The organism is Pseudomonas taiwanensis DSM 21245 (assembly GCF_000425785.1).
In the GTDB taxonomy this organism is placed as follows: domain Bacteria; phylum Pseudomonadota; class Gammaproteobacteria; order Pseudomonadales; family Pseudomonadaceae; genus Aquipseudomonas; species Aquipseudomonas taiwanensis.
This window is the reverse complement of sequence record NZ_AUEC01000019.1, coordinates 114,900-141,469: the sequence shown is the minus strand read 5'-3', so window position 1 is coordinate 141,469 and position 26,570 is coordinate 114,900. Positions and strand designations below refer to the sequence as shown.

General features: G+C 62.3%; 23 protein-coding genes and 1 pseudogene. 11 read left to right on the top strand and 13 right to left on the bottom strand.

Going from position 1 to position 26,570, the window contains the following annotated elements; all coding sequences use genetic code 11:
* From H620_RS0108890 to H620_RS0108865, 6 genes are all read left to right on the top strand, one after another.
* Complete coding sequence (locus H620_RS0108890; RefSeq protein ID WP_023380266.1) at positions 1-834, top strand: alpha/beta fold hydrolase; 834 nt, start codon at positions 1-3, stop codon at positions 832-834.
* Entirely contained in the window at positions 831-2,312 is a 1,482-nt protein-coding gene (locus tag H620_RS0108885; protein WP_023380264.1) for an aldehyde dehydrogenase, read from the top strand. Before H620_RS0108890 ends, H620_RS0108885 begins: the two co-directional genes overlap by 4 nt.
* 13 nt (positions 2,313-2,325) lie before the next feature.
* Positions 2,326-2,811, top strand: coding sequence for a flavin reductase family protein (locus H620_RS0108880; protein ID WP_027907196.1), 486 nt, complete (start codon positions 2,326-2,328; stop codon positions 2,809-2,811).
* Between the two features lie 135 nt (positions 2,812-2,946).
* Positions 2,947-3,336, top strand: coding sequence for a carboxymuconolactone decarboxylase family protein (locus H620_RS0108875; RefSeq protein WP_023380262.1), 390 nt, complete (start codon positions 2,947-2,949; stop codon positions 3,334-3,336).
* Between the two features lie 87 nt (positions 3,337-3,423).
* Positions 3,424-4,176: a GntR family transcriptional regulator gene (locus tag H620_RS0108870; RefSeq protein WP_023380261.1), complete on the top strand. Its 753-nt coding sequence runs from the start codon at positions 3,424-3,426 to the stop codon at positions 4,174-4,176.
* Between the two features lie 2 nt (positions 4,177-4,178).
* Positions 4,179-4,742, top strand: coding sequence for an NUDIX hydrolase (locus tag H620_RS0108865; RefSeq protein ID WP_027907195.1), 564 nt, complete (start codon positions 4,179-4,181; stop codon positions 4,740-4,742).
* 16 nt (positions 4,743-4,758) lie between these two features.
* Here the strand turns inward: H620_RS0108865 and H620_RS0108860 are convergent, their stop codons facing one another.
* Entirely contained in the window at positions 4,759-5,376 is a 618-nt protein-coding gene (locus H620_RS0108860; RefSeq protein ID WP_023380259.1) for a LysE family translocator, read from the bottom strand.
* Positions 5,377-5,487: 111 nt separating this feature from the next.
* On the opposite strand from H620_RS0108860, the gene H620_RS0108855 reads away from it, so the two are divergent.
* Complete coding sequence (locus H620_RS0108855) at positions 5,488-5,940, top strand: Lrp/AsnC family transcriptional regulator (protein WP_023380258.1); 453 nt, start codon at positions 5,488-5,490, stop codon at positions 5,938-5,940.
* A gap of 63 nt (positions 5,941-6,003) precedes the next feature.
* Here H620_RS0108855 and H620_RS0108850 read toward each other — a convergent pair whose 3' ends face one another.
* The 4 genes from H620_RS0108850 to glnT all read right to left on the bottom strand — a co-directional run bounded on the left by H620_RS0108850 (position 6,004) and on the right by glnT (position 10,354).
* Entirely contained in the window at positions 6,004-7,329 is a 1,326-nt protein-coding gene (locus H620_RS0108850) for an FMN-binding glutamate synthase family protein (RefSeq protein ID WP_027907194.1), read from the bottom strand.
* 15 nt (positions 7,330-7,344) lie between these two features.
* Entirely contained in the window at positions 7,345-8,019 is a 675-nt protein-coding gene (locus H620_RS0108845; protein WP_023380256.1) for a GltB/FmdC/FwdC-like GXGXG domain-containing protein, read from the bottom strand.
* A 28-nt stretch (positions 8,020-8,047) separates the two neighbouring features.
* On the bottom strand, positions 8,048-8,953 hold the full coding sequence (locus H620_RS0108840; protein ID WP_023380255.1) for a class II glutamine amidotransferase: 906 nt from the start codon (positions 8,951-8,953) through the stop codon (positions 8,048-8,050).
* A gap of 66 nt (positions 8,954-9,019) precedes the next feature.
* On the bottom strand, positions 9,020-10,354 hold the full coding sequence (glnT, locus tag H620_RS0108835; protein WP_023380254.1) for a type III glutamate--ammonia ligase: 1,335 nt from the start codon (positions 10,352-10,354) through the stop codon (positions 9,020-9,022).
* A 343-nt stretch (positions 10,355-10,697) separates the two neighbouring features.
* On the opposite strand from glnT, the gene H620_RS0108825 reads away from it, so the two are divergent.
* Positions 10,698-11,291, top strand: coding sequence for a helix-turn-helix domain-containing protein (locus H620_RS0108825; protein WP_023380252.1), 594 nt, complete (start codon positions 10,698-10,700; stop codon positions 11,289-11,291).
* Positions 11,292-11,515: 224 nt separating this feature from the next.
* Here the strand turns inward: H620_RS0108825 and H620_RS26335 are convergent.
* Both H620_RS26335 and H620_RS0108815 read right to left on the bottom strand, forming a co-directional pair.
* Positions 11,516-12,316 (bottom strand): annotated as a pseudogene (locus tag H620_RS26335) (RHS repeat-associated core domain-containing protein); the annotation flags it as partial.
* A 236-nt stretch (positions 12,317-12,552) separates the two neighbouring features.
* Positions 12,553-13,440: a LysR family transcriptional regulator gene (locus H620_RS0108815; RefSeq protein ID WP_023380250.1), complete on the bottom strand. Its 888-nt coding sequence runs from the start codon at positions 13,438-13,440 to the stop codon at positions 12,553-12,555.
* Between the two features lie 111 nt (positions 13,441-13,551).
* Here H620_RS0108815 and H620_RS0108810 point away from each other — a divergent pair, with 111 nt between their 5' ends.
* Both H620_RS0108810 and ppnN read left to right on the top strand, forming a co-directional pair.
* Positions 13,552-14,613, top strand: coding sequence for a YeiH family protein (locus H620_RS0108810; RefSeq protein WP_027907192.1), 1,062 nt, complete (start codon positions 13,552-13,554; stop codon positions 14,611-14,613).
* 150 nt (positions 14,614-14,763) lie between these two features.
* Positions 14,764-16,137, top strand: a complete 1,374-nt coding sequence (gene ppnN, locus H620_RS0108805; protein WP_023380248.1) for a nucleotide 5'-monophosphate nucleosidase PpnN — start codon at positions 14,764-14,766, stop codon at positions 16,135-16,137.
* Positions 16,138-16,169: 32 nt separating this feature from the next.
* Here ppnN and H620_RS0108800 read toward each other — a convergent pair whose 3' ends face one another.
* On the bottom strand, positions 16,170-17,321 hold the full coding sequence (locus H620_RS0108800; protein ID WP_081669660.1) for a GGDEF domain-containing protein: 1,152 nt from the start codon (positions 17,319-17,321) through the stop codon (positions 16,170-16,172).
* Positions 17,322-17,446: 125 nt separating this feature from the next.
* Positions 17,447-18,775, bottom strand: a complete 1,329-nt coding sequence (gene pssA / locus H620_RS0108795; protein WP_027907190.1) for a CDP-diacylglycerol--serine O-phosphatidyltransferase — start codon at positions 18,773-18,775, stop codon at positions 17,447-17,449.
* Between the two features lie 159 nt (positions 18,776-18,934).
* Here pssA and H620_RS0108790 point away from each other — a divergent pair, with 159 nt between their 5' ends.
* Complete coding sequence (locus tag H620_RS0108790; protein WP_027907189.1) at positions 18,935-19,930, top strand: GlxA family transcriptional regulator; 996 nt, start codon at positions 18,935-18,937, stop codon at positions 19,928-19,930.
* A gap of 90 nt (positions 19,931-20,020) precedes the next feature.
* On the opposite strand, the gene H620_RS0108785 is transcribed toward H620_RS0108790, so the two are convergent.
* The 4 genes from H620_RS0108785 to katG form a co-directional block, all read right to left on the bottom strand.
* On the bottom strand, positions 20,021-21,355 hold the full coding sequence (locus H620_RS0108785) for an MFS transporter (protein ID WP_023380240.1): 1,335 nt from the start codon (positions 21,353-21,355) through the stop codon (positions 20,021-20,023).
* Between the two features lie 179 nt (positions 21,356-21,534).
* Entirely contained in the window at positions 21,535-22,746 is a 1,212-nt protein-coding gene (locus H620_RS0108780; RefSeq protein WP_023380238.1) for a M24 family metallopeptidase, read from the bottom strand.
* Between the two features lie 162 nt (positions 22,747-22,908).
* On the bottom strand, positions 22,909-23,709 hold the full coding sequence (locus H620_RS0108775; protein ID WP_023380237.1) for a polysaccharide pyruvyl transferase family protein: 801 nt from the start codon (positions 23,707-23,709) through the stop codon (positions 22,909-22,911).
* Between the two features lie 341 nt (positions 23,710-24,050).
* Positions 24,051-26,300, bottom strand: coding sequence for a catalase/peroxidase HPI (katG, locus tag H620_RS0108770; protein ID WP_023380236.1), 2,250 nt, complete (start codon positions 26,298-26,300; stop codon positions 24,051-24,053).
* Positions 26,301-26,570: the final 270 nt, after the last annotated feature.

Sequence of the window (26,570 nt, the reverse complement as noted above, 5' to 3'; positions counted from 1 at the left end):
ATGATTCAGCCTGTCGCTGAACGTACACCGGCCGGAACCAGCTACCTGGTCCAAGGCCAGGGCCAACCTGTGGTGTTGATCCACGGCGTGGGCCTGAACAAAGAAATGTGGGGCGGGCAGTTCGTGGGCCTGGCCAACGACTATCGGGTCATCGCCTATGACATGCTCGGCCATGGCCAGAGCGCCCTGCCACCGCCCGACGTAGGCCTGGAAGGCTACGCCGACCAACTGGCCGAACTGCTCGATCACCTGCAGATTGCCCAAGCCACCGTGATTGGCTTCTCGATGGGTGGCCTGGTGGCGCGCGCATTCGCCCTTCACCACCGGCAGCGCCTTGCCGCGCTGGTGGTGCTCAACAGCGTGTTCAACCGCACCCCCGAGCAGAGCGCCGGCGTCATCGCCCGTGCCGCCCAGGCTGCGCAACAAGGCCCGGACGCCAACGTCGATGCCGCGCTCGACCGCTGGTTCAGCCGCGAATACAAAGCCGCCAACCCCGCGCAGGTCGCCGCCATCCGCCAGGTGCTGGCGAGCAACGATCCGCAGGGCTATCACACCACTTATGCGCTGTTCGCCACCCAAGACATGTATCGCGCCGACGACCTGGGCAGCATCCAGGTGCCGACGCTGATCGCCACCGGTGAACTCGACGCAGGCTCCACCCCGGCCATGACTCGCCAGCTTGCCGCGCGCATTCCTGGTGCGCAAAGCGTGGTCCTCGCCGAGCAACGGCATATGATGCCGGTGGAAGCGCCGCGGGAAGTCAACAAGATGCTTCTGGACTTCCTGGCGCAAGCCCGCACCCTTACCGAATCCGCCAAGGGGATTGTTGCATGACCCTCGTTCGTTTCCAGATGTGCATCGACGGCCAATGGCTCGATGCCCAGAGCGGCAAGACCTTCGACAGCCTCGACCCGGCTACCGCCAAGGCCTGGGCGCAACTGCCCGACGCCGGTGAGGCCGATGTCGAACTGGCCGTGCAGGCCGCCCAGCGTGCCTTCGACAGCAGAGCCTGGCGCAGCCTCACCGCGACCGCCCGAGGCAAGCTGCTGCGTCGCCTCGGCGATCTGATCGCCCAGAACAAAGAGCACCTCGCCCAGCTCGAAAGCCGCGACAACGGCAAGCTGATCCGCGAAACCCGCGGCCAGGTCGGCTACCTGCCGGAGTTCTTCCACTACACCGCAGGCCTGGCCGACAAGCTCGAAGGCGGCACCCTGCCGCTGGACAAGCCTGACCTGTTCGCCTACACCGTGCACGAGCCGATCGGCGTGGTGGCCGGGATCATCCCGTGGAACAGCCCACTGTACCTGACCGCGATCAAGCTGGCGCCGGCTCTGGCCGCCGGCAACACCATCGTGCTCAAGCCGTCCGAGCACGCCTCAGCGACCATTCTGGAGCTGGCCCGCCTGGCCCTAGAAGCCGGCTTCCCGGCTGGCGTGGTCAACGTGGTGACCGGCTACGGCCCAAGCACTGGCGCAGCGCTTACCCGCCATCCACTGGTGCGCAAGATCGCCTTCACCGGCGGTGCTGCTACCGCCCGCCATGTGGTGCGCAGCAGCGCCGAGAACTTCGCCAAGCTGTCCCTGGAGCTGGGTGGCAAGTCGCCAAACATCATCTTCGCCGACGCTGACCTGGACAGCGCCATCAACGGCGCCGTAGCCGGCATCTATGCCGCCTCGGGACAAAGCTGCGTGGCAGGTTCGCGCTTGCTGGTGCAGGATGAGATCTTCGATGAGTTCGTCGAGCGCCTGATCGCCCGCGCCAAGCGCATTCGTATCGGTAATCCGCAGGACGATGCCAGCGAGATGGGCCCGATGGCCACCGCCCAGCAACTGGCCGTGGTCGAAGGCCTGGTTGCGGCCGCCAAGGCCGAAGGCGCCAAATTGCACATGGGTGGCAAGCGTGCCGAGGTCGAGGGGGACGGCTGGTTCTACGAGCCGACCCTGTTCGAGTGCGACAGCAACTCGATGACCATCATGCAGGAAGAGGTATTCGGCCCGGTCGCGGCGGTGATCCGCTTCAAGACCGAGGAAGAGGCCTTGGCAATCGCCAACGACTCCCAGTTCGGCCTGGCAGCCGGGATCTGGACCCGTGACCTGGGCCGTGCCCATCGCCTGGCCCGTGACGTACGCTCCGGCATCATTTGGGTCAACACCTACCGTGCCGTGTCGGCCATGGCGCCGATCGGTGGCTTCAAGAACAGCGGCTACGGCCGTGAGAGCGGCATCGACTCGGTGCTGGCTTATACCGAGCTGAAGACGGTGTGGATCAATCTCTCCACCGCGCCGATGCCCGACCCGTTCGTGATGCGCTAAGAGGTAACACGAGATGATCGAACCTGGCATCTACAAAGACGTGATGAGCTCCTTCCCGTCCGGCGTGACGGTGGTCACCACCCTCGATGCCGACGGCGCCATCGTCGGCATCACCGCCAGCGCGTTCAGCGCGCTGTCGATCGACCCGGCACTGGTGCTGTTCTGTCCCAACTACGCCTCCGACACCTACCCGATCCTGCGTGACAGCAAGCAGTTCGCCATTCACCTGCTGTCAGCCGACCAGACTGCTGAGGCTTACGCCTTCGCCGGTAAAGGCAAGGACAAGGCCAAAGGCATCGAATGGCACCTGAGCGAACTGGGCAACCCGTTGCTGAGCAAGGCCACGGCGATCATAGAGTGCGAACTGTGGCGTGAATACGACGGCGGCGACCACGCGATCATCGTTGGCGCGGTGAAGAACCTGGTGCTGCCAGCCGAGCCGGTGACGCCGATGGTCTACCACAAAGGCAAGCTAGGTGCCCTGCCACCTTTGGGTTAAGACCCCCAAGGAAGCGGTGTTGGCTTCTTCGCGGGTAAAACCGCGCAGAAGCTCACACACATTCCCCTGTTTTCAGGGGCCGCGCCCACCCTCTCACCCTCGGTTGCGGCCCCCTTTTTCATTCGGAGCACGGCAATGAGCAACGAAAAGTACGACAAGGGCCTGCAGATCCGTACCCAGGTGCTGGGCGAGGAGTACGTCAACCGTTCGATCCAGAATGCCGACGACTTCACCAAGCCCTTGCAGGAGCTGGTCACCGAGTACTGCTGGGGCCACGTCTGGGGCCGCGAAGGCTTGTCGCTCAAAGAGCGCAGCATGATAAACTTGGCCATGATTTCCGCGCTCAACCGGCCCCACGAGCTCAAGCTGCACATTCGCGGCGCATTGCGCAATGGCCTGAGCCGTGAACAGATTCGCGAGATCCTGCTCCAGGTCGGCATTTATTGCGGCGTACCCGCGGCGGTGGACAGTTTCCGCCTGGCCCGCGAAGCGTTCGCCGAAGCCGATGCGGAGTCAACCCGTTAACAACGGGCTGTTCGAACCACTGCAAGGAGTGCCAGGTTCAAGGCACTCCGCGATGTTGGCGCAACAGCCTCATAAAGAGCGCACCTGATGAAACGCCAGCCACTCGACGACAGCTTCAAGGTCAACCGCAACCCCGTTACTCTGCGTGAAATCGTGCTCGACAAGCTGCGCGGCGCGATCATGAATTTCCACCTTCTACCAGGCGACCGCCTGGTAGAGCGCGACCTCTGCGACCGCCTTGGCGTGAGCCGCACCTCGGTGCGCGAAGCCCTGCGTCACCTGGAATCCGAAGGCCTGGTGGAATTCGCCGACGCCAAGGGCCCACGCGTTGCCATCATCACCCTGGAAGATGCCCGCGACATCTACGAGCTGCGCTGTGTACTCGAAGGCCTGATCGTGCAGCTGTTCACGCTCAACGCCAAGGCCAAGGACATCCGCGCCCTTGAGCGCGCCCTCGAGGTCAACCGCGAAGCCCTCGAAGAAGGCGAACTGCAGCAAGTGCTCGAGTCGGTACAAGGCTTCTACGACGTCCTGCTCGAAGGCTCCGGCAACCAGGTGGCGGCGCAACAGCTACGCCAGCTTCAGGCCCGCATCAGCTACCTGCGCGCCACTTCGGTGTCGCAAGAGAACCGCCGCGGCGCCAGCAACCGTGAGATGGAGAAGATTGTCGAGGCGATCAAGAGTGGCGACCCAGTGGTTGCCCACCAAGCTTCGGTCGACCACGTTCGCGCCGCCGCCAAGGTAGCGCTGGAATACCTGCGCCAGAAGCAGGACGACAACACCAAGGTGCGCGATATCGTCGAGCCCCTGGCCCTCAAGGAACCTCGCATAGGCCGCTGACCATGCCCACCGCCCCGCGCTACTGCCCGCACTGCACCACGGAACTGGCCCGGGGCGTTCCCACTGGCGACACCCACGAGCGCCTGCACTGCCCTGGCTGTGGCTACGTCCACTACATCAACCCGAAGATCATCGCCGGCTGCATCATCGAGCGCGAGGGCAAGTACCTGCTGTGCCAGCGTGCCATCCCTCCCCGTCCAGGCACCTGGACCTTGCCGGCCGGTTTCATGGAGGCCGGTGAAACCACCGAACAGGCGGCCCTGCGCGAAGTCTGGGAAGAAAGCGGCGTGCGCGCCGATATCGTCTCGCCTTATTCGATCTTCAGCGTGCCGAAGATCAGCGAGGTGTACATCATCTTCCGCGCCATCGCCACCGAAGAGACCGGCCAGTTCGGGCCCGAGACAATGGCTTACCAGTTCTTCGAGCCTGACGAGATTCCCTGGGACGACATCTACTACCCGGCGATCCGACAGATTCTCGAGCGTTACATCCTTGAACGGCAGGCGGGGGTGTATGGGATCTACATGGGTAATGACGATACCGGCAAAGTGCATTTCATGCGCTGAGCCGACAAAGGCGTGATCAACTGCCCAACTGCCCCGCAATCAACCCCACTGCGACCAGGATCATCACCCCCCCTGACACCCGCCCGACCATCCTGGCCGCGCCCGGACGGCTGCTCAGCACCGCCTTGGCGCCGTACCCCACCAGCGAATAGACCACCAGCGAACTGCACAAGTGCACCAGGCCCAGCAGCAGAATCTGCAACGGTACCGGCCAGCTCGATTGCGGGTCGGTGAACTGCGGCAGCAAGGCCAGGAACAACAGGAACACCTTGGGGTTCAGGCCGCTCACGCAAAAGCCCTTCAGTGCCCAGCGCTTGCCAGAGTCAGCAATACTGCTTTGCCCCGATTGCGGCACCGGTGGGCTGAGCAACAGATTGCCGCCCAGCCACAGCAAGTAGATGCAGCCGGCCAGCGTCAGCAACATCAAGGCCACGGGGTGCCCCGCCAGCACGGTACCAACACCCGCCGCCACCACCAGTGTGGCCATGAAATGCCCCGACAGCATTCCTGCTACCGCCGGCATCACCCAGCGCCCACGCATGCCCGCCGAGATGGCATATGCCCAGTCGGCTCCGGGGGTAATCACGAACAGCAACGACACGGCCCAGAACGCCATCAGCACACTCATAGCCACTTGAAACTTCCTTTGCACGCGGTAGGGGATGGACACAGCGTACGGGTTCCGCCAGGGGATTTTCTTTCGTATATTCCCCGCGGAACGTTATTTGGTGGAAGATTCTTCCCAATGGACAGAACAGACAGAAAGATACTTGCCGAACTGCAAAAAGACGGTCGGCTGTCGGTCACAGAGCTCGCCGACCGCGTCGGCCTGAGCCTGTCGCCATGCCACAGGCGGCTGAAGGCGCTGGAGGAGAACGGCGCGATTCTTGGCTATCACGCACGCTTAGCGCCCTCGGCCTTGGGGCTCAATTTCGCGGCATTGGTGTTCGTCACCTTGCGCGAAGTCACCCGCCAGCCCGTGGCCGATTTCGAAGGCGCACTGGGTGAAATTCCGCAGATCGTCGAGGCCCAGCGGTTGTTTGGCGACCCAGATTACTTGTTGCATGTGGTGGCCAAGGACCTGCCGGCGTTTCAGAAGCTGTACGACGAGCAATTGACCAGCATTCCCAATGTGAAACGCTTGAGTTCGACATTGGTGATGAAAGAGGTGATCCAGGATCGGCTGTTGCCGATGTAGGCGTTGCATCGGTCTCATCGCCGGCAAGCCGGCGATGAGACCAGAGCAGTCAGTGCAACAACATCAGTACTGCGCCTGCCCCGGTACCCAGGCAGTACCCGCCAGCGGCACCCGCGCCATGGCCGCTGCTTCCACCGTCAGCGCCACCAGGTCCTCAGGGTCAAGGTTGTGCAGGTGCGACTTGCCGCAGGCGCGGGCCATGGTCTGGGCTTCGAGCACCAGGACCCGCAGGTAGTTGGCCAGGCGACGACCGGCCTCCTCCGGGTTCAGGCGCTTGGCCAGCTCCGGGTCCTGCGTGGTGATACCCGCTGGGTCTCGGCCGTTCTGCCAGTCGTCGTAGAAGCCGGCAGCCGAGCCGATTTTTTTCAGTTCGGCATCCAGCCGTGGATGGTTGTCGCCCAGGGCGATCAGCGCGGCAGTCCCGATGGCCACGGCATCGGCGCCCAAGGCCATGGCTTTGGCCACGTCAGCACCATTGCGGATGCCTCCGGAGACAATCAGTTGAACCTGGCGGTGCATGCCCATTTCCTGCAGCGCCTGCACCGCTTGCGGGATGGCTGGCAGGATCGGGATACCCACGTGCTCAATGAACACTTCCTGGGTCGCTGCGGTACCGCCCTGCATGCCGTCGAGCACGATCACGTCCGCACCGGCCTTCACCGCCAGCTTCACGTCATAGTACGGTCGGCTGGCACCGATCTTGACGTAGATGGGCTTTTCCCAATCGGTGATCTCGCGCAGCTCGGCAATCTTGATCGCCAGGTCATCCGGTCCGGTCCAATCCGGGTGGCGGCAGGCGCTGCGCTGATCGACCCCGATCGGCAAGGTGCGCATACCGGCCACCCGCTCGGTCACTTTCATGCCCAGCAACATACCGCCGCCGCCAGGCTTGGCGCCCTGGCCAAGGACGATCTCGATGGCGTCGGCCTTGCGCAGGTCATCCGGGTTCATGCCATAGCGCGAAGGCAGGTACTGGTAGACAAGATGCTGCGACTGGCCGCGCTCTTCCGTGGTCATGCCGCCGTCACCGGTGGTGGTACTGGTACCGGCGATGGTGGCCCCACGGCCCAGAGCCTCCTTGGCGTTGGCTGACAACGCGCCGAAGCTCATGCCGGCGATGGTCACCGGGATTTTCAGGTGTATCGGCTTCTTGGCAAAACGGGTGCCCAGGACTACGTCCGTGCCGCATTTTTCGCGGTAGCCTTCCAACGGGTACCGCGACACGCTGGCGCCCAGCAGCAACAGATCGTCGAAATGCGGCACACGGCGCTTGGTGCCACCGCCACGAATGTCATAGATGCCGGTTTCGGCGGCGCGCTGGATTTCCTGGATGGTCAGGCGGTCGAAGGTGGCCGACTCACGCAGTACCGGGGTGGGTTGCTCGCTCATGATGGTGCTCCTGATTCAGTACGCGCTGGCGTTGTCGACTTTGAAGTTGTACAGCTGGCGAGCCGAGCCGTAGCGTTTGAAATCGGCGGCCTTGTGGTCGAGGCCGGCCTTGTTCAGCAGCTCTTGCAGCTCTTGCAGGTGTTCGGCGCGCATTTCCTTTTCGATGCAGTCAGAACCCAGCGACTGCACCGTGCCTTTGACGTAGATACGCACCTCATACAGTGAATCGCCCAGTGCATCGCCCGCATCGCCGCACACCACCAGGCGCCCGGCCTGGCCCATGAAGCAGCTCATATGGCCAATGCTGCCGCCGACGACGATGTCCACGCCCTTCATGGAAATGCCGCAACGCGCTCCGGCATCGCCCTCGATCACCAGCAAGCCGCCATGGGCAGTCGCGCCGGCTGCTTGCGAGGCGCTGCCCTTGACGCGCACGGAGCCGGACATCATGTTCTCGGCAACGCCCACGCCGACATTGCCGTGCACGGTAACGCTAGCCCTCTGGTTCATTCCGGCGCAGTAGTAGCCGGCATGGCCGTCGATGTCCACGGAAACGGCCTGGTTGATGCCTACAGCCAGGTTGTGCTTGCCGTCCGGGTGGCTGACCCGCCATTCACGGTCTTGCACCTCGCCGTGCAAGGCCTGGTTGAGCTCGCGCACCGAGGCGCTGGAAAGGTCGATGGTCTTCATGCAAGTGCTCCAGTGTTCGGTGAAAGGGTCAGGCGCTTTCGCGCTCCCAGACGTAGAGGGTGGCGGGTGCTGGTTCCCAGACCCTGGCCTTGTCGATGCCTGGCAGACTGGCCAGGGCCTGGTACTCCGAGGCCATGGCCACGTAGTCATCGGTCTCGGCCAGCACCGCCGGCTTGCAGGCGATCGGGTCGCGAATCACGGCAAAGCCGTTGCGGGTGCCGATGGCGAAAGTGAAGAAGCCATCCAGGTCCTCCAGCGCACCATCCAGGGCCTGGGCCAGGGTGTCGCCCTGGCGAAGGCGCCAGGTCAGGTAGCCGGCAGCCACCTCGGTGTCGTTGTCGGTCTCGAAGCTGATGCCTTCGCGCTTGAGCTCCTGGCGCAGACGGAAGTGGTTGGACAGCGAGCCGTTGTGCACCAGGCACAGGTCGGCGCCGGTGGAAAACGGGTGGCTGCCCTCCATGGTCACCGCGCTTTCGGTGGCCATGCGGGTATGACCAATGATGTGGCTGCCCTTCATGGTGGCCAGGCCGAAACGGCTGGAAATCTCCGCCGGTAGGCCCATGCCCTTGAGAATCTCGATGCTCCGCCCAGCGCTCATGATGCGCACGTTCGGCGCCAGCTCGACCAGTGCCTGGCGCACGGCGGCCTCGCTGCTGTGTACCTTCAACACGGCGGCACTGGCGTTCTGGAACCAGTCCAGCGAGCAGCCAAGACGCCCTTCCAGCTCGCCCATCAGGGCGGTCCAGGGGTAGTCGATGTCGCTGGCCTGCAAGGTCAACTTAACCCAACCCTCGGCCACTTCGTCGCCGTAGATGGCAAAGCCGGCACTGTCGGGGCCGCGATCGGTCATGGCTTGCAGCATGGGTTCGAACAGCTTGCCGAGTTGGGCCTCCAGCTCGGGCTTTTTCAGGTACAGACCTACGATTCCACACATGGTGATACTCCTTACAAGGCAGTGGGCGACCGCGCTCGCTGTAGCCGCCCAGGGGATTGGGGGCGGTCAGAAGAACTCGGTGTAACGCTGGATTTCCCAGTCGGAGACATGGCGGCTGTATTCCACCCACTCCATGCGCTTGAGCTTGATGAACTCGTCGACGATCTCGGCACCCAACACCTCGCGGAACAGCGGGTCGGCCTCCAGGGCGTCGGCGGCTTCCTTGAGCGACTGCGGCAGGGTCTTGATGCCGCGGTCGGCGATCTCTTCGAGGCTGAGGTTGTAGAGGTTCTCGTTGCACATCTCGCCCGGCTCCAACTGCCGGTCGATACCATCCAGGCCGGCGGCGATGATCGCGGCGGTGACCAGATAAGGGTTGCAGCCCGCGTCCGGCAGGCGAAACTCCAGGCGCCCGTAAGGAATGCGCACCATGGCCGAGCGATTGTTGGCGCCGTAGGCGACGAAAGCCGGAGCCCAGGTGGCGCCAGACAGCGAACGGCCCACCACCAGGCGCTTGTACGAGTTGACCGTTGGCGCGGCGAAGGCACACAGGGCCGGCCCATGGGCCAATAGGCCGGCGGCGAAGTGGTAGGCCAGCTTGGACAGTCCCATGCCGCTGCTGTCGGAGGGATCGTGGAACAGGTTCTTGTTGGTGCTGCTGGCCAGCGACAGGTGAAAGTGCATGCCATTGCCCGCACGCTTGGGGTCAGGTTTGGGCATGAACGAGCAGATCATCCCCAGGTCGTTGGCGATCTCGCCGGCGGCCATGCGGAAGAACGTGAAACGGTCGGCCGACTCCATGGCATCGGAATAGGTGTAGTTGATCTCGAACTGGCCGTTGGCATCCTCGTGGTCTATCTGGTAGATGTCGAAGCCGACCGGCTGCAGGGCCTCGGTCAGGCGCTCGAGGAACAGCCGCGAACGCGACAAGCCTTTGTAGTCGTAGCAAGGTTTGTCGAGGTTGTCCGAGGCATCCACCAACTGCAGCTTGCCGCTTTCGTCCCGACGAAACAGGCTGAACTCCGGTTCGAGGCCAGTGTTCAGGGTCCAGCCTTTGTCGGCCAGGCGCTGTACCTGTTGTTGCAGCACGTAGCGGCTGTCGTAAGGCCAGGGTTGGCCATTGACGTGACCGACGCACACCACGCGACCATAGCCGGGCTGCCAAGGCACCGGGATCAGTGTGGACAGATCACCACGGGCCATGAAGTCCGGACCATGGGGTTCCATGCCCATACCGCAGATGGCGAACCCGGCGAAGCCGGCGCCCTCCTCGGCCACCATCTTCAGGCCCGATACCGGCACCGATTTGGTTTTCGCCGAGCCATGGATATCGACGAATTGGGCCAACACGTACTTGATGCCGTGTTGATCGAGGGTGCGCTGGGTTTCTGCTGGCAACATGGGTTGAACACTCCTGGGTAAGGGGGCAAGGCATGGTGGACCTGCATGTAATTCCGCACGGGAAATTTACTTTCCTATCAGGAATGCAACAGCCTTGCCAACTTTTTGCCAGGAGTGCCCCTGTCGCCAGCAAGCCGGCGCTTGGGGTAATGCTTTACCCGTGCAGGCGCCGGCTTGTCGACGATGAAGCCAGTCCGGCCATGGGGCAGTTTTTCTTTTATATATGTGGGAAACTAGTTTTCACCCGAGGAAAGAGGCGTCTGCTGCAGCCTCACCCTGCGCTTTCCCAGTGCGAAATCTTTATTCCTGAACTGAAACAGTGCAACGCGTGAAAGGAAACGTGATGTTGACCGAGACCGAACCCCGCCTCCGCCTTGAGCAGTACCTGGGCCTGCAGATCAAGCGCCAGCGCCAGGCCCAGTCCCTCAAGCTCGCCGATGTGGCGCGCATCGCCGGCATCAGCCAAGGCATGCTGAGCAAGATCGAGAACGCCCAAGTGTCCACCAGCCTCGACACGCTCAGTCGCCTGTGCGACGTGCTGGGTATGCCGATGGCAAAGCTGTTCAGCCAATATGACCAGCCCGACGGCAATGCCTTGCTGGTGAAGGCCGGCGAAGGATTGGAGGTGGTTCGCCGCGGGACTGAAAAAGGCCACACCTACCATCTGCTCAATCACGCCAGGGGGCCGAAAAAAAACTTCGAGGCGTACATGGTGACCATGGACGACGCCAGTGAAGAATTCCCGACCTTCGCTCACCCCGGCACCGAGTTCCTCCACTTGCTGGAGGGCGAGCTGGTGTATCGCCACGGCAACCAGCTCTATCACATGCAGGCCGGTGACAGCCTGACCTTCGACGGCGAGACCCCGCACGGCCCCGAGCAGCTGGTGCAGGTACCCATCCGCCTGTTGTCGATCATGAATTACGCAGACGAGTGACACGGCGCAGCCAGGCCACAACCGATGTCGCGATCGGATAAACACCTGGGCGATGCGCTTACCTTGCGCAACCCGCCGGTGCTGGGCCTGAGCGGTGCCCTCTGGCTATCCCCCGGGTAACCTTCTTCATCGCCATGGTCGAGCGCGGCGGCCAGTGTATCGGTGCGGTGCAAGGTTCGCCGCTGAGGGTCCCGGCCGGGTGTCAGGCGCACTCGCTTCCCAGGTTAACGCCGCCTGGGGGGTGGCGTGGGGGCGTCTGGTGGTGAATAGCTTTGCAGCATCTTGTCAAATTGGTCAACTTCCCGTCGAAGACGCACATCCCAAATTGCTTTGGCGACTTCAGGCCATGCAGACTCTGCAAGTTGCGCTCTAGGGTGCTGAGCAGCAGGAAGAGAAAAGCCTCCAAGATCTGCTTTACGGACTTCATAAGATTTATAATTCCTGAGCCCACGTGCGGGCTGAAACGCTCCAACACCCAATACGTAGTTATTCTTTTTTACCTCATCGTTACCAGCCGGCAGATGAAGAATAGGTGACCCATACACAAAATTAGCTGAAAACTCATCAGCAGCAAAGTTGTATGTTAAATCCCATCTATTGTAACCGTAGTGCGGAACCCCGTGCTTATATATCCGTGCAACTACTGTTTCCCTTCCCATGGGCCGTCCAGTCATTCCCTTAGCCTGTTGCCTAAAGTTCGCGAGCTGTGGATACAAGCTTGGTCGAAGATTCGCGCTTTTCAGAACGCTGATATCCAAGCGCTTTTGAGGATTCGCTTGCCTTCCGACGCCGCTCCTGCTGAGCCCTGAAGGGTCGACGTAATTCACTGGATCGCCAGCGCAGTAGGCATAGGCATTTACACCGCCGCTACCAAACGGGCTCAAGACGTCGGGGCTGACAAAACGACCCAGTGAGGGATCGTACATCCGCCGCCCCATACCCAGCAGATAACAGCCACTGTGTGTGTCCTGCCATTGGCCGGCAAAACCAACACGCGATGAACATTGGGAACTGACGGACATACCATAGGGCGTGTAGGCCTAGTCATGGCACTGACGGTTGTGGCAGCTGGCACTGCGAAAACAACGATCCATCGTGAATCACCCCGCGCCTGACGGAAGGGCCACTTTAAAGAGAAAGCCGTGGCCTGAACACTGGCAGTTTTAACAGACCACTTGGCTGACGCGTCAATTCCCCTCGACGCTATACCGCCCCGGCAATAAACTTCGATCACAAAGCCGGTAATTGGCGGCCAACACAGTCAACCCGACGCTTGCAGGCCATTACATAATTCCAGAAACCGCGCCGCCGCCCGCGACGGGGAGGCGGCATGCGGGACCAGAATGGAAAACCGCCGCACCAACGCCTGCGGCACAACCTGCAACCGGTGCAACGCGCCATCCTCGTGACGGATCGACATCGCCGACACGAAACCGATCCCCATCCCGGCCCGCACCGCCTCCTTCACCCCTTCCACCCCGGCAATCTCCAGCGCCACACGCATCGCCACGCCGCTGCGGGCAAATGCCCGCTCGACGATCTGTCGCACACCCGAGCCGCTCTCGCGCAGCACCAGTGGGTAGGCCCCTAGCGCCGCCAGCGTTTGCTGGTCACTGCCAGCCAGCGGATGCCCACGCGGCACGATGGCGACGATCTCGTCTTCCCGCCACGCCGTCACCACCGTGCCCAATGGCAGCTCCTGTCCCGGCGGCCCTTCGATCAGGGCGATGTCGACGCTGTCGAGCGCGGCGACGATCTCCGCCGTGTTGCCGTTGGAAGTGCTCACCAGCACCTCCGGGTAGCGAGCATGGAAATCGGCAATCAGGTACGGCAGCAGGTAGCTGGCCGGCGTGGTGCTGGCGCCGATGCGCAAGGTACCGCGCTCCAGCCCACGCATGGCCTCGCGCAATGCCTGGGCCTGACGAAACGTTTCGCGCAGGCGCTCAGCATGGGCCAGCAACTGCTCCCCGGCAGCTGTCAGCCGCACACCCCGGCCGGCGCGCTGATAGAGAGGTTCGCCAAAGGCCTCCTGCAGCAACTTGAGCTGGCCAGACACCGCCGGCTGCGACAGGTGCAGCGCCTGGGCCGCATGGCTGATGTTGCCGTGTTCCGCAACCGTGGCGAACGTTATCAGTTGTTCTGGGGTCATGAGAATAAAATATCAGCTAAACGGATATTTTCCATTCTAAATTACGATTTTTTATAAGCTTATAACCAGATTAACGTAGGTCATGTCGAAACACCTTTCCGGAGGACTCACATGGCCACGGTTCCGTCCCACCCTGCCTTTGCTCCTACCCTCGCCACCCGAGGGCGGCTCAATGGCGTTCTGTTCGTCGCGCTGTTCGCGCTTGCGGTCACCCAGTTGGCCGGCCTGCCTGCCATCGCCAATCTTGGCATCAGCCCGCTGATCGTCGGCATCGTCGCAGGTGCCCTGTATGGCAACGCGCTGCGCCATGGCGTGCCTGACAGTTGGGCGGCAGGTATCAACTTTTCTGCTCGCCAGCTGCTGCGAATTGCCGTGGCATTCTTTGGTCTACGGGTCAGTCTGCAGGAAATCGCCGAGGTCGGTTGGTCGGGGTTGACGGTGTCGCTGCTGATTGTCGTCAGCACCCTGCTGATCGGCCTCTGGTGCGGCATGAAACTGCTCAAGCTGGACCGCGATACCGCGCTGCTTACTGCCGCGGGCAGCGCGATCTGCGGCGCCGCCGCCGTACTGGCGTTCGAATCCGCCCTGCGCAGCGCCCCGCACAAAAGCGCCATGGCCGTCGGCAGCGTGGTGTTGTTCGGCACCCTGTCGATGTTTCTCTACCCGTTGGCGATCAATGCTGGCTGGATCCCGCTCGACACCCTCGGTGCCGGCCTGTTCCTCGGCGGCACCGTCCATGAAGTTGCCCAGGTGGTGGGCGCCGCCAGCAACATCAGCTCAGAGGCCACGCACATCGCTACCATCGTCAAGATGACCCGGGTCATGCTGCTGGTCCCCGTGTTGCTGGTAGTGGGTGTGTGGATCAGCCGCTCGCGCAAGGCCGGCCAGGTGCACGGCAACGGGCGCATCGCCATGCCTTGGTTCGCCTTCGGTTTCCTCGCGCTGGTGCTGGTGAATTCGCTGCAGGTCCTGCCAAGCGGGCTGATCCAGACGGTCAACAGCCTCGACACCTTCGCCCTGACCATGGCCATGACCGCTCTGGGCATGGAAACCCGCTTGAGCCAGATTCGCCAGGCCGGCCCCCGGGCGTTGGCCACCGGCGCGATCCTCAACCTGTGGCTGGTCGGGGGTGGCCTGGCCATTACCCTGGGGGTGCAAAAGCTGTTCGGATGAGCGGTTGACGTGGCATGGCCCTCTTCGCGGGTAAACCCGCGAAGAGGGCCATGCCACGTCAAGATTTTATTGACCCCTCTCGTTGCCAGGTGAAATTGTCGGTATGGTGGTGTCAAAGAAGGATGTTTTACCTGCACAGGAAAGACTTAGATGCCCCAACGCAATGTCATCAATGCATCCGTCAGCCCCAAAGGCAGCCTGGAAACGCTGTCGCAACGTGAAGTCCAACAACTGAGTGAAGTCGGTACCGGTAGCCTCTACACCCTGTTCCGCCAGTGCGCCCTGGCCATCCTCAACACCGGCGCCCATGTCGACAATGCCAAGACCATCCTTGAGGCCTACCAAGACTTCGAGGTCCGTATTCACCAGCAAGACCGCGGCGTACGCCTGGAGCTGCTCAATGCCCCGGCCGATGCCTTCGTCGATGGCGAAATGATCGCCAGCACCCGTGAAATGCTGTTCTGCGCCCTGCGCGATATCGTCTACACCGAAAGCGAGCTGGCCAGCCAGCGCATCGATCTGGAAAGCTCCCAAGGCATCACCGACTACGTCTTCCACCTGCTGCGCAACGCACGCACCCTGCGTCCGGGCGTCGAGCCCAAAATGGTCGTGTGCTGGGGCGGTCACTCGATCAGCAGCGAGGAGTACCAGTACACCAAGAAGGTCGGCCACGAGCTGGGCCTGCGCAAGCTGGACGTCTGCACCGGCTGCGGGCCGGGTGTGATGAAGGGCCCGATGAAAGGTGCCACCATTGCCCACGCCAAGCAGCGCATGCACGGCAGCCGTTACCTGGGCCTGACCGAGCCGGGCATCATCGCCGCCGAGGCGCCCAACCCGATCGTCAACGAATTGGTGATCCTGCCGGACATCGAGAAGCGCCTGGAAGCCTTCGTCCGTGTCGGCCACGGCATCATCATCTTCCCCGGCGGTGCCGGTACTGCAGAAGAGTTCCTGTACCTGCTGGGCATCCTCATGCACCCGGACAACAAGGACCTGCCGTTCCCGGTCATTCTCACCGGCCCACGCAGTGCCGAACCCTACCTGCAGCAGTTGCACCAGTTCGTCGGCTCGACCCTCGGCGAAGCCGCTCACCGCCTGTACAAGATCATCATCGACGACCCGGCCGAGGTGGCCCGGCACATGGTCGAGGGCCTCAAGGAGGTCAAGCAGTTCCGCCGCGAGCGAAACGACGCATTCCACTTCAACTGGTTGCTGAAGATCGAGGAGAGCTTCCAGCGTCCATTCGACCCTACTCACCAGAACATGGCGGATCTGGACCTGCGCCGGGAGCTGCCGCCCCATGAGCTGGCGGCCAACCTACGCCGGGCGTTTTCCGGGATCGTAGCCGGCAACGTCAAGGACAAGGGCATTCGCCTGATCGAGGAACACGGGCCGTACCAGATTCGCGGCGACCGCGCCGTGATGGACCCATTGGGTCGTCTGTTGCAGGCGTTCGTCGACCAGCACCGAATGAAACTGCCCGGCGGCGCGGCCTACGTGCCATGCTACCAGGTAGTGGCCTGACCCACGGCCGATGGCGACCAGCCGAGCAGGCGCTACACCGTGCGGTCAACCAACCGAATGCTGTTACGCCCACCCCGCTTGGACTGATACAACGCCACATCACCTTGTTCGATCAGCGCGGCCAGACTGACTGGCGGCTGGTCGAACAGGTTGGCACCGATGCTCAGGGTCACCGCCTCAGGTGTTGGCAGGTTCTGCGCCGCCGCCTCCCGAAACTGCTCCCGCAATCGACCACCCAACGCCTCCACGCGCTCACGACTGGCATCGCTGAGCAGAATGACGAACTCATCGCCCCCCAGCCGGGCGGCCAGCGAACGCTCTGGTAGCAGCGCACGAATCATTTCGCTCAGGGTAACCAGCAGGCGATCACCAGCTGCATGACCATGCAGGTCGTTGACCAGCTTGAAATTGTCGATATCGATCAGCAGCAAGGCCCCCGGTCGCGCCGGGCTGACATCCTTGAACAGGTGGGTTGCACGCACTTCCAGTGCACGGCGGTTGTACAGGGCCGTCAGTGGGTCGCGTGCGGCCAGTCGGGCAATACGTTCTTCGCGCCTGTAGCGCACGGTGCCCGTCATCGACAAGGCGATCAGCATGATCGCCATTGCCCCCTCGACCAGGGAAATCTGGATGATCAGCCCGCCGAAGGTGGCCAGGTCGATCAAGGTGCCCGGCATGATCGCGATGACCGCCTTGGCGACGTAGAACAGCCCATGGATGAGCAACACATAGCGCAGTTGCACCGCACCCACGCTCAATGATTTGCCATGCGGGCGCAGCAGGAAGCTGGCCCAGAGCGTCAACAGCGACACCAGCAGCGAGTTGACCATCAGCATGACCTTTGACCACTGCGGCCCCACGGGGAGCAGCAGCAAGGCGAACCACGCCAGCACGATCAGCAGCCATGCTTTGGACCACCGCGCCTGGGTGAAATGCATTACCCCGGCCAGGAAGAACGCGTGGGCGACCACCAGCAAGCCGTTGGCGAACCAGATCCCGATCAGCAGCAGGCCGACTCCCCGCAGCAAGGCCAAGGTGGAACCGACGGTGATCGTGGCGAACCCGGCACTCCAGAACAGCAAAGAAGGTTCGCGAACGCTACGCCACTCGATTGCCAGGTACAAGGCAGCCGCGGCGGCCAGGGCGATCGAAATGGTCAGCATCGTAGGAGGGTCAAGCGCCATGATACGGATTGGCCTATCTGGTTAACGTGAAAGCCGCTGATTGTATGCGCTTGTCATGGCTTTTCAGAGGGGGCACATCCATTTGAATATGCCGCCTTCAGGTTAACCTGGACGCTGGCCCGTCCTCACAACACGCGCTTGATCAAAGGCTCCAATCGACTGTAGCGCAGCCTGCGCAAAAACCTGCGCACTTCCTTGGGATGTTCGGCCTGGATACTCAGTTCTTCTGCCGAGGCAATCTTCGGTGCATGGTGGCGCAACGACTCAAGCTCGGATGCCCGAGGTACCAGCCAGTGCCCTTGCGGGTCGTCGATCAGCAAACCGTTTTCCAGGTCCAGGTTGAACCCGCGCGGGTTGAGATTGTTGCCGGTCAGCAGTGAATAACGCTGGTCGATCCACAGCCCTTTGGCATGGAAGGTATGCCCTGGATCGTTCCACACCCGCACCACCAGCTGACCACTGGCGATGGCGCCATCGCGACGGCGGGCGAAGGTCCGAAGATTGTCTTCATACAGGTAGGGCAAGGCACCGCTGGCACTGAACGGCTCACCGGGCGTGATATAGAAGTCGTTGGCCGTTCGGTGACCGACGATCAGCTCGATGCGCACGCCGCGTTCCAAGGCATGGTCGATCTCGCGCATCAGTACCCGTGGCGGGTTGAAGTATGGCGTGCTGATGATGATCTGTGATCGGGCGGTGGCCAACAGCGTGCAAAGTGTTCGGTTGAGCAGGTTGCCACGCCCAACGCCGAGCAGCGGAATCACCCGCACACCCTCCCCCTGCTGCGCTGCTGGCACCTCATAGGCCATGCGCCGCAAGCGAGCCCGCAGGCGCCGGATATCGGCGCGCAAGCCACGGTTCACTGGCGGAGCCGGCAGGTCCAGGCGCGGCGTGGCGGTATGATGCAGCAGGCGTCGAACCAGATCGACCATGGCATCGGCCAACGCCGGCGAGTGAAACAGATGGTAGCGGTCCAGGCGATAGCGGTCGAATCGATGCAGATAGACGTTATTCAAGCTGGCGCCGGTATAGATCACGCAATCGTCGATGACGCTGCCTTTCAGGTGCAACACGCCGAACAGCTCGCGGGTTTGCACCGGGACGCCGTGAATCACCACATCCAACCCGCGCAACTGGCGCTGGGCCTGGTACCACGCGGCATTGCCCGGCTGGCGCCCTGCCCCCAGGAGGCCGCGCCGGGCCCGGAACCAGTCGACCACGATGACGATCTCAAGCCCCGGCCGCGCGGCTTTGGCCTGGTACAGCGCGTCGAGTACCTCCTGGCCGGCCTCGTCCTCCTGCAGGTACAACGCGACGATGACGATGCGCCGGGTGGCCGCCTTGATGCGCTCCAGCAGGCAGGCCCGATAGGCTGCGGCATCGGGCAGTACCTGGATCGACTCGGCGGGCATGAAGACACCTGGCAGCGCAGCCAGCATGGAATCGGGTTTCACCAACGTTCACCTTTTCTGTGCAATCAGGTCCATTCCTGGTCGCTGTACGCGGGGTGTAAGATCGACCCGGCAACGACCCATAACTACAAGAAACACATGAGGCTTCAATTTTTCACTGCCCCTGACGAATTACGCCTCAGCTTGCACAGGAAGATCGCAATGGTCCACCCCGCTTCAACGATTGGTACGCCGTCCACGACCAAAACGTTCGGATTCCTGGTCTTGCCGAACTTCACCACCATCGGCCTGGCCTCGGCGGTGGAGACTTTGCGCATGGCCAACTTGGCAGCCCGCCGCACCTTGTTCCGCACCGTCCTGATCGCAGCCAGCGATGCCCCTGTCATGGCCAGCAATGGCATGCGCGTCTTGCCTGACCATAGCATCGCCAACAGCCCGGCGCTGGATGCCCTGTTCGTGGTGGGCGCCAACCCCATCGATCGAGGGCGCGAGAGCAATCGACCACTCATCGACTGGCTGCGTCAACTGGCGCGACAACGGCTGCCGCTGGGCGGTATCTGTACCGGCAGCTACCTGCTCGCGCGGGCCGACCTGCTCAAAGGCTACCGCTGCACCATCCACTGGGAAGACCTACAGACCCTGCAGGAGCAGTTTCCCGGCATCGTCATCTCCAGCCAGCTGTTCGAGCTCGACCGCGACCGCTATACCTGCTCCGGCGGTGTGGCCGCCATGGACATGATGCTGCAGCTGGTGGCCCGTGAAGCCGGTGGGCAGGACATCGCCGCCAAGGCCGCCGAGCTGCTGCTGTGCGACCGGGTACGCGGTGAGCGGGAACGTCAGCGGGTGCCCTTGCGCACTCTGCTGGGCAGCGCACAGCCCAAGCTCAGCCAGGTGGTGGCGATCATGGAGGCGAATCTTGAGGAGCCGCTGGGCCTGGAGGAACTGGCCAGCCTCAACGAGGTGACCGTCCGCCAGCTTGAGCGTTTGTTCCACAAGTACCTGCAGCGCACGCCTAGCCAGTACTACCTGGAATTGCGCCTGTCGCGGGCGCGGGAGTTGCTGCTGCGCAGCAATGTGCAGGTGCGGGAAGTGGCGTTGGCCTGCGGGTTCAGCTCGCCGGCGCATTTTTCCAAGAGCTATAGCCGGTTCTTTGGCTTGTCGCCGTTGGGCGAACGGCGACAGGCTTCGTTGCACTGACAGCCTGATCGCCGGCAAGCCGGCGCCTGGCGGGTTCGGCTTGCGCTGCGTAGTAACCGGCTCGCCGCCCATCAGGCGCGTATCGACGGCTCAGTCCTTCAAGGCCGCATGCGCCGTTTCCCGGCACATCAGCATCGCCACCAACGCCACCAGCGCTGCAGCCAGCAGATACCCCGCTGGGGCCAGCTTGTTGCCCGTCAGTTGAATCAACCAGGTGGCGATGAACGGAGCCGTGCCGCCGAACAGCGCATTGGCCACGTTGAAACACAAGGCAAAGCCACTGAAGCGAACCCGGGTGGGGAAGATTTCCGCCAGCAGACACGGCAGCGTTCCATCATTCATCGCCAGCATCGCACCGAACAGAATCTGGATCGCCAGGATCACCAGCAGCGGCTGGCCCTCGAGCAACTTGAACAGCGGAATGGTGAGCCCCAGGAACAACAGCGAAGCCACTACCAGCATGGTCTTGCGGCCAAAGTGGTCGGACAGCCGTCCCATCAGGAAAATCAGGCCGATGTAGGTCGCCAGCGACACGGTCGAGGCGATGAACGAATCCCGCTCGCTCAAGCCCATCTCGGTGGACAGGTAGGTTGGCATGTAGCTCAGCAGCAGGTAGAAGGCCACGGCATTCAGGCAGGTCACGCCGATGCCAATGGCCAGGCTACGACGGTGCCGGGACAGCAATTCGCGAATCGGTGCCGGGGTCATGCAGGCCTTGCTCTCCAGACGCTGCTCCATTTCCAGGAACTTGGGCGTGTCCTGCAGGCTCATGCGGATGTAGCGGCCGACCAGGCCAAAGGGGGCGGCCAGCAGGAACGGCAGGCGCCATCCCCAACTGTGCAGGTCTTCGGTACTGAGCACTTCGTGCAGCACCGCCACGAAGGTCGCACCGAACAACAGCCCCGCCGCGGTACTGGCCGGCACGATACTGGTGTAGAGCCCGCGCCGCCCGGGTGGCGCGTATTCAGCCAGAAACGCCGAAGCCCCGGCATACTCGCCTGAGGCGGAGAAGCCCTGGACCAGGCGAATGAGCAACAGCAGGGATGGCGCCCACAGGCCGATTTGCCCATAGCCCGGCAGCAGGCCGATGCAGAATGTCGAGATCGACATGATCAGGATCGACAGTGACAGCGCATTGCGTCGCCCATGGCGGTCACCAAAATGTCCCCACACCATGCCGCCCAGAGGGCGGACCAGAAAGGACAGGGCAAATACCGCGAAGGTTGCCAACAGGCCGGTAGTCTTGTCGGTCTGGGGGAAAAAGGTCGCAGCGATGATGGTGGCCAGGTAACCGTAGGCGGCATAGTCGAACCACTCGACGAAGTTGCCCATGAAGCTGGCGCGGGCGGCCTTGCGCAAGGCCTGGCGCTCGGCGCTCTGGCTGGCGGCGTCGAGTGTGGATGCATTCAGGGTGGTGCTGGACATGACGGGTACCCTCTGATTCTTCTAATTGGAGGCAGGGTCTGATGGTCATTCAGTGATGTTCTTGTTGTATGCCTCGGCCGCCTCGCCGGCAAGCCAGCGTCCACGGGTACTGGCAGCTGTTGAGCACACTGCCTGACCGGTGGGCGCGGGTTCACCCGCGAAGCGACCGACATCGGTCCTTACTTGCGAACGATGTTGTGCTCTGGCCCATACGGGAACTTGGTGATGTTCTCGGCGCCATGCTCGTTGACGATGAGGATATCGTGCTCGCGATACCCGCCTGCCCCCGGTCGCCCTTCCGGCAGCATGATCATCGGCTCGATCGACACCACCATCCCCGGTTCCAGCACCGTGTCGATGTCCTCGCGCAGCTCCAGCCCGGCTTCGCGGCCATAGTAGTGGCTGAGGGTACCGAACGAGTGGCCGTAACCGAAGGTGCGGTACTGCAACAGGTCATGCCGCAGGAAGATCTCGTTCAACTCGCGGGCGATATCGCAGCAGCGCATGCCTGGGCGCACCAGCTTCAGTCCCGCCTCGTGCACTTCCACGTTGGCCTGCCAGAGGCGCAGGTATTCGTCTGGGCAGTGGTCCAGGAACAGCGTGCGCTCCAGCGCCGTGTAGTAGCCGGCGATCATCGGGAAGCAGTTGAGGCTGAGAATGTCGCCTTTGTTGACCCTGCGGCTGGTTACCGGATTGTGAGCACCGTCGGTGTTGAGCCCGGACTGGAACCAGGTCCAGGTGTCCATCAATTCGGCATCGGGGAAACTTCTGGCAATCTCGCGCACCATGGCCTGGGTGGCATGCAGCGCCACTTCGTACTCCGGTGCCTGGTCGCGCAATGCTTCGACGACCGCCGCACCACCGATGTCGGCCACCCGTGCGCCGTGGCGAATTAGCGCCTGTTCCTCGGCGGATTTGATCATGCGCATGCGCATGCAGGGAGCACCGATGTCCAGCAACTCGGCCTTGGGGTAGCAGGCGGCGAGCTTGGCGTGGTTCTGCAGGTTGAGGTGGTCGTACTCCACGCCGATGCGCGACGCCAGTGGCAGGGCCTGCTGGATGGCGACGTAGAAGTTGTCGCGCTGCCAGTCGGTGTAGACGATGTTGTCGGTGCCTACGGTGCGGCGCCAGGGTTGGCCGCCGTCGATATTGGCGCTGATCGACACCACCTTGTCCTGGGTGATCACCAGCGCATAAGGACGACCAAACGAGCAATACAGGAAGTCGCTGTAATAGTTGACGTTGTGGTAGGAGGTGAAGATCGCGGCTTCGATGTCGTGCTCGGCCATGTAGGCGCGCAGACGGGCGTGGCGAGCGGCGTATTCCTGGGCGCTGAAGGTGGGCTGCACCTTCTCGCCGTTACGAATCCTCAGGGTCTTGGGCATTTGCATGGTCGGTATTCCTTGTGGTTGTGAGCACGCTGTTCAGGCCGGCCGCCTGGGAAGCATTGCAACAGAACGCTCGGGAACGCTTTTGTATCTATCCGACCTGGAATTGGCGCTATGGCCGTCGACAAGCCGAAGCTCGAATGCCTCGGCTTGTCGAATCGGCGGTTACAACGCTGGGAACGCCTTGATGAGGTTTTGCTGGATATCGCCAAGTCCTGGGCGAAGATAATCGCCCATGCAGCTTTCGACAGACCAATTAGCGTCCTGCAAGATCTGGTCGGGCGTTATCGGTGCGGGGTCAACGATGCCGAAGGCTGAGTAGTAGTCCTGGAACTTGAACTCCCAGTTGGCATTTCTTTCCATGGCCATCCATTTATTGGGCACACCGTAGGAATCTGCAACGATCAGCCCATGCAGACTGGTGGACAGCACGAACTCACAGGAGGCTATCTCGGACAACACCTGTTTTACTGGCGAATACACATCAATGACCTTCGAACCCGGCAGGTGCTGTAAGAGCGCCTTGATGACGGGAGCAGCACGGTGATTGATATGTGGAATGATGCCGATGCGGGTGTGCTTGTGCAGTGGCCTGTTGACCAGTGAAGACGAAAGCAGCCCAGGGTCGCCCAGCACAGGCTGGCGTTTCAAACCTTGGATACGCGATGCGCATTTCTGCCCACGTACCGCGTGGTAGTAGTGCCGACTCGAGAACAGATCCTGCGCGTCTGCGGTGCCTGCCCCCCAGATGTGCAGCTTGCGTGGAAAGCCCCAGATCCTGGCTTTCTTCTCGCGCCCCAAGACACTGCCAATGGCAATGAGTTCGGCGGATTTTATCGGCGAATGTTCGACTTTCTTGCCGGATACGAACTCGACGATATCGGCAGAGAGGTAGTCTCCGAAGTTTTGACGGTTCGGGTCTTTACGCCCGCTACCGCGACACCAATACAGCTTGATACGACCCACACACACCACCTGGTTACAATCAGGGAACACACTTCCCCAAAGCCTTCCTTGACGCCGCGGCGATCTATAACCGCCCACGCCCCCAATAAACGCCAATGGAACGAACAGCTGTCAGACAGCCACCTATGCACGCGAAAAAAGGGCCGCATGATAGCGCACCCTTGCTGCGATTACTGCCTGCGTCTTATGGGGAAGCATGCACTAACAGCAAACTTCCGTCGGCAGATTGGAAGGGGGAATGACTGATGTTTCAGGAAACCCAGGGGTGAGTCGCCCTCCGGCAAAACATCGCAACCGGAGGGTAACTCGAGGCCTGTCGCATCAGGCCTTGGGGAGGGGACTCAACGCGGCAAGTCGAAGCGGTCGAGTTCCATCACTTTGGCCCAGGCCGCGACGAAGTCCTTGACGAACTTGGCGCTGCCATCGCTGCTGCCGTACACCTCGCTCAAGGCTCGCAGTTGGGCATGGGAGCCGAACACCAGGTCAACCCGGGTGCCGGTCCACTTCACTTGCCCGGTCTTGCGATCGCGCCCCTCGAAGGTGTCGTTGTCGGCCGAGGTCGACTTCCATTCCACGCCCATGTCCAGCAGGTTACGGAAGAAGTCGTTGCTCAGGCTGCCGGGCTTGTTGGTGAACACCCCATGCTTTGAACCACCATGGTTGGCCCCCAGCACACGCAAGCCGCCGATCAGCACCGTCAGCTCTGGAGCGGTGAGGGTCAGCAACTGCGCCTTGTCCAGCAGCAATTTCTCGGCCTTGACGCTGTAGCGCGCCTTGGTGAAATTGCGGAAGCCGTCAGCCAGCGGCTCCAGCACGGCGAACGACTCGACATCGGTCTGCGCCTGGCTGGCATCGACACGCCCAGGATGGAACGGCACGCTGACATCGTGCCCGGCGTCCTTGGCGGCCTTCTCCACCGCCGCGTTGCCGGCCAGCACGATCAGGTCGGCCAGGGAGACCTTCTTGCCGCCACTGTTGAACTCGCTCTGGATCTTTTCCAGCGCCGTCAACACGTTCTCAACGCCCTGGTTGGCAGCCCAGTCCTTTTGCGGCGCCAGACGCAGGCGAGCGCCGTTCGCGCCCCCTCGCTTGTCCGACCCGCGGAACGTCGAGGCCGAAGCCCAGGCGGTGGACACCAGCTCGGCAACACTCAGGCCCGACGCCAGCACCTTGGCCTTAAGCGTCGCGATGTCCTGCTCGTTCACCAACGGATGATCGACTTTCGGCAACGGGTCTTGCCACAGCAGCTCTTCGTTGGGCATTTCCGGGCCCAGGTAACGAGCCAGAGGCCCCATGTCACGGTGGATCAGCTTGTACCAGGCGCGGGCGAAGGCATCCGCCAACTGGTCGGGATTGTCCTTGAAGCGACGGGCGATGGGCTCGTAGATCGGGTCGAAGCGCAAGGCCAGGTCAGAGGTGAGCATGGACGGCGCGTGGCGTTTGGCCGGGTCGTGGGCATCCGGCACGGTGCCGGCCCCCTTGCCGTCCTTGGGTCGCCATTGGTGCGCACCCGCCGGGCTCTTGGTCAGTTCCCACTCGAAGTTGAACAGGTTGTTCAGGTACTCGTTGCTCCAGCGGGTCGGGGTCGAGGTCCAGGTCACTTCCAGACCACTGGTGATGGTATCGCCGCCCTTGCCGGTGCCGAACTTGTTGGCCCAGCCCAGGCCCTGCAGCTCCAGCCCCGCGGCTTCCGGCTCGGGCCCGACGTTGTCGGCCGGGCCGGCACCATGGGTCTTGCCGAAGGCGTGGCCGCCGGCAATCAGGGCAACCGTTTCTTCATCGTTCATGGCCATGCGGCCAAAGGTTTCACGGATATCCTTGCCCGAGGCCACTGGGTCGGGAACGCCCTCCGGGCCTTCCGGGTTCACGTAGATCAAGCCCATCTGCACAGCGGCCAGCGGGTTTTCAAGATTACGCTCGCCGGAGAGCGTACGGCTCTCTTCTTCCGGACGCTTGGCCGGTTCGGCCACCAGGTCGCCCTGGCCGGGCGCTTGGGCCTTGCCATAGCGGGTATCGCCACCCAACCAGACTTTCTCCGAGCCCCAATACACGTCTTCGTCTGGTTCCCAGACGTCGGCACGCCCACCCGAGAAACCGAAGGTCTTGAAGCCCATCGATTCGAGGGCAACGTTGCCGGTGAGCACGATCAGGTCGGCCCAGGAAATCTTGTTTCCGTACTTTTGCTTGATCGGCCACAGCAGGCGCCGTGCCTTGTCCAGGCTGACGTTGTCCGGCCAGCTGTTGAGCGGGGCGAAACGCTGCTGCCCAGAGCCAGCGCCACCACGGCCGTCACCGATGCGGTAGGTGCCCGCGCTATGCCAGGCCATGCGGATGAACAATGGGCCATAGTGACCGAAGTCGGCTGGCCACCAGTCCTGGGAATCGGTCATCAAGGCGGTCAGGTCTTTCTTCAGGGCCTGGAAATCGAGGCTCTTGAACGCCTTGGCGTAATCGAAGTCCTTGTCCATCGGGTCGGACTTCGAGGAATGTTGATGGAGAATCCTAAGATTGAGCTGGTCAGGCCACCAGTCGCGGTTGGTGGTGCCGCCACCTGCGGTTTGATGGAACGGGCATTTCGATTCGTTCGACATCTGCGGTTACCTTTTGGGTCGGTTATCCAGATTTCCGGTCTATGCCAGGTGTTCTTTCAGCTGAGCACAGGGGCTCATGCCTACCCCTCATCAGGTTGGGTCGGACGCGTGCCGACACGGGGCTAGCGACCTTGCCACGGCGCCGCGGCTCGGTCTTGCACACAGGTGCTGACACGCCGCCCGCACGCACAATTCGCGGAGCCAGGGACAAGACTAGCCGACCTTGGGCAGACTTCTAATAGAGTGGCTATTGCGGGGCGATAGCGTCAG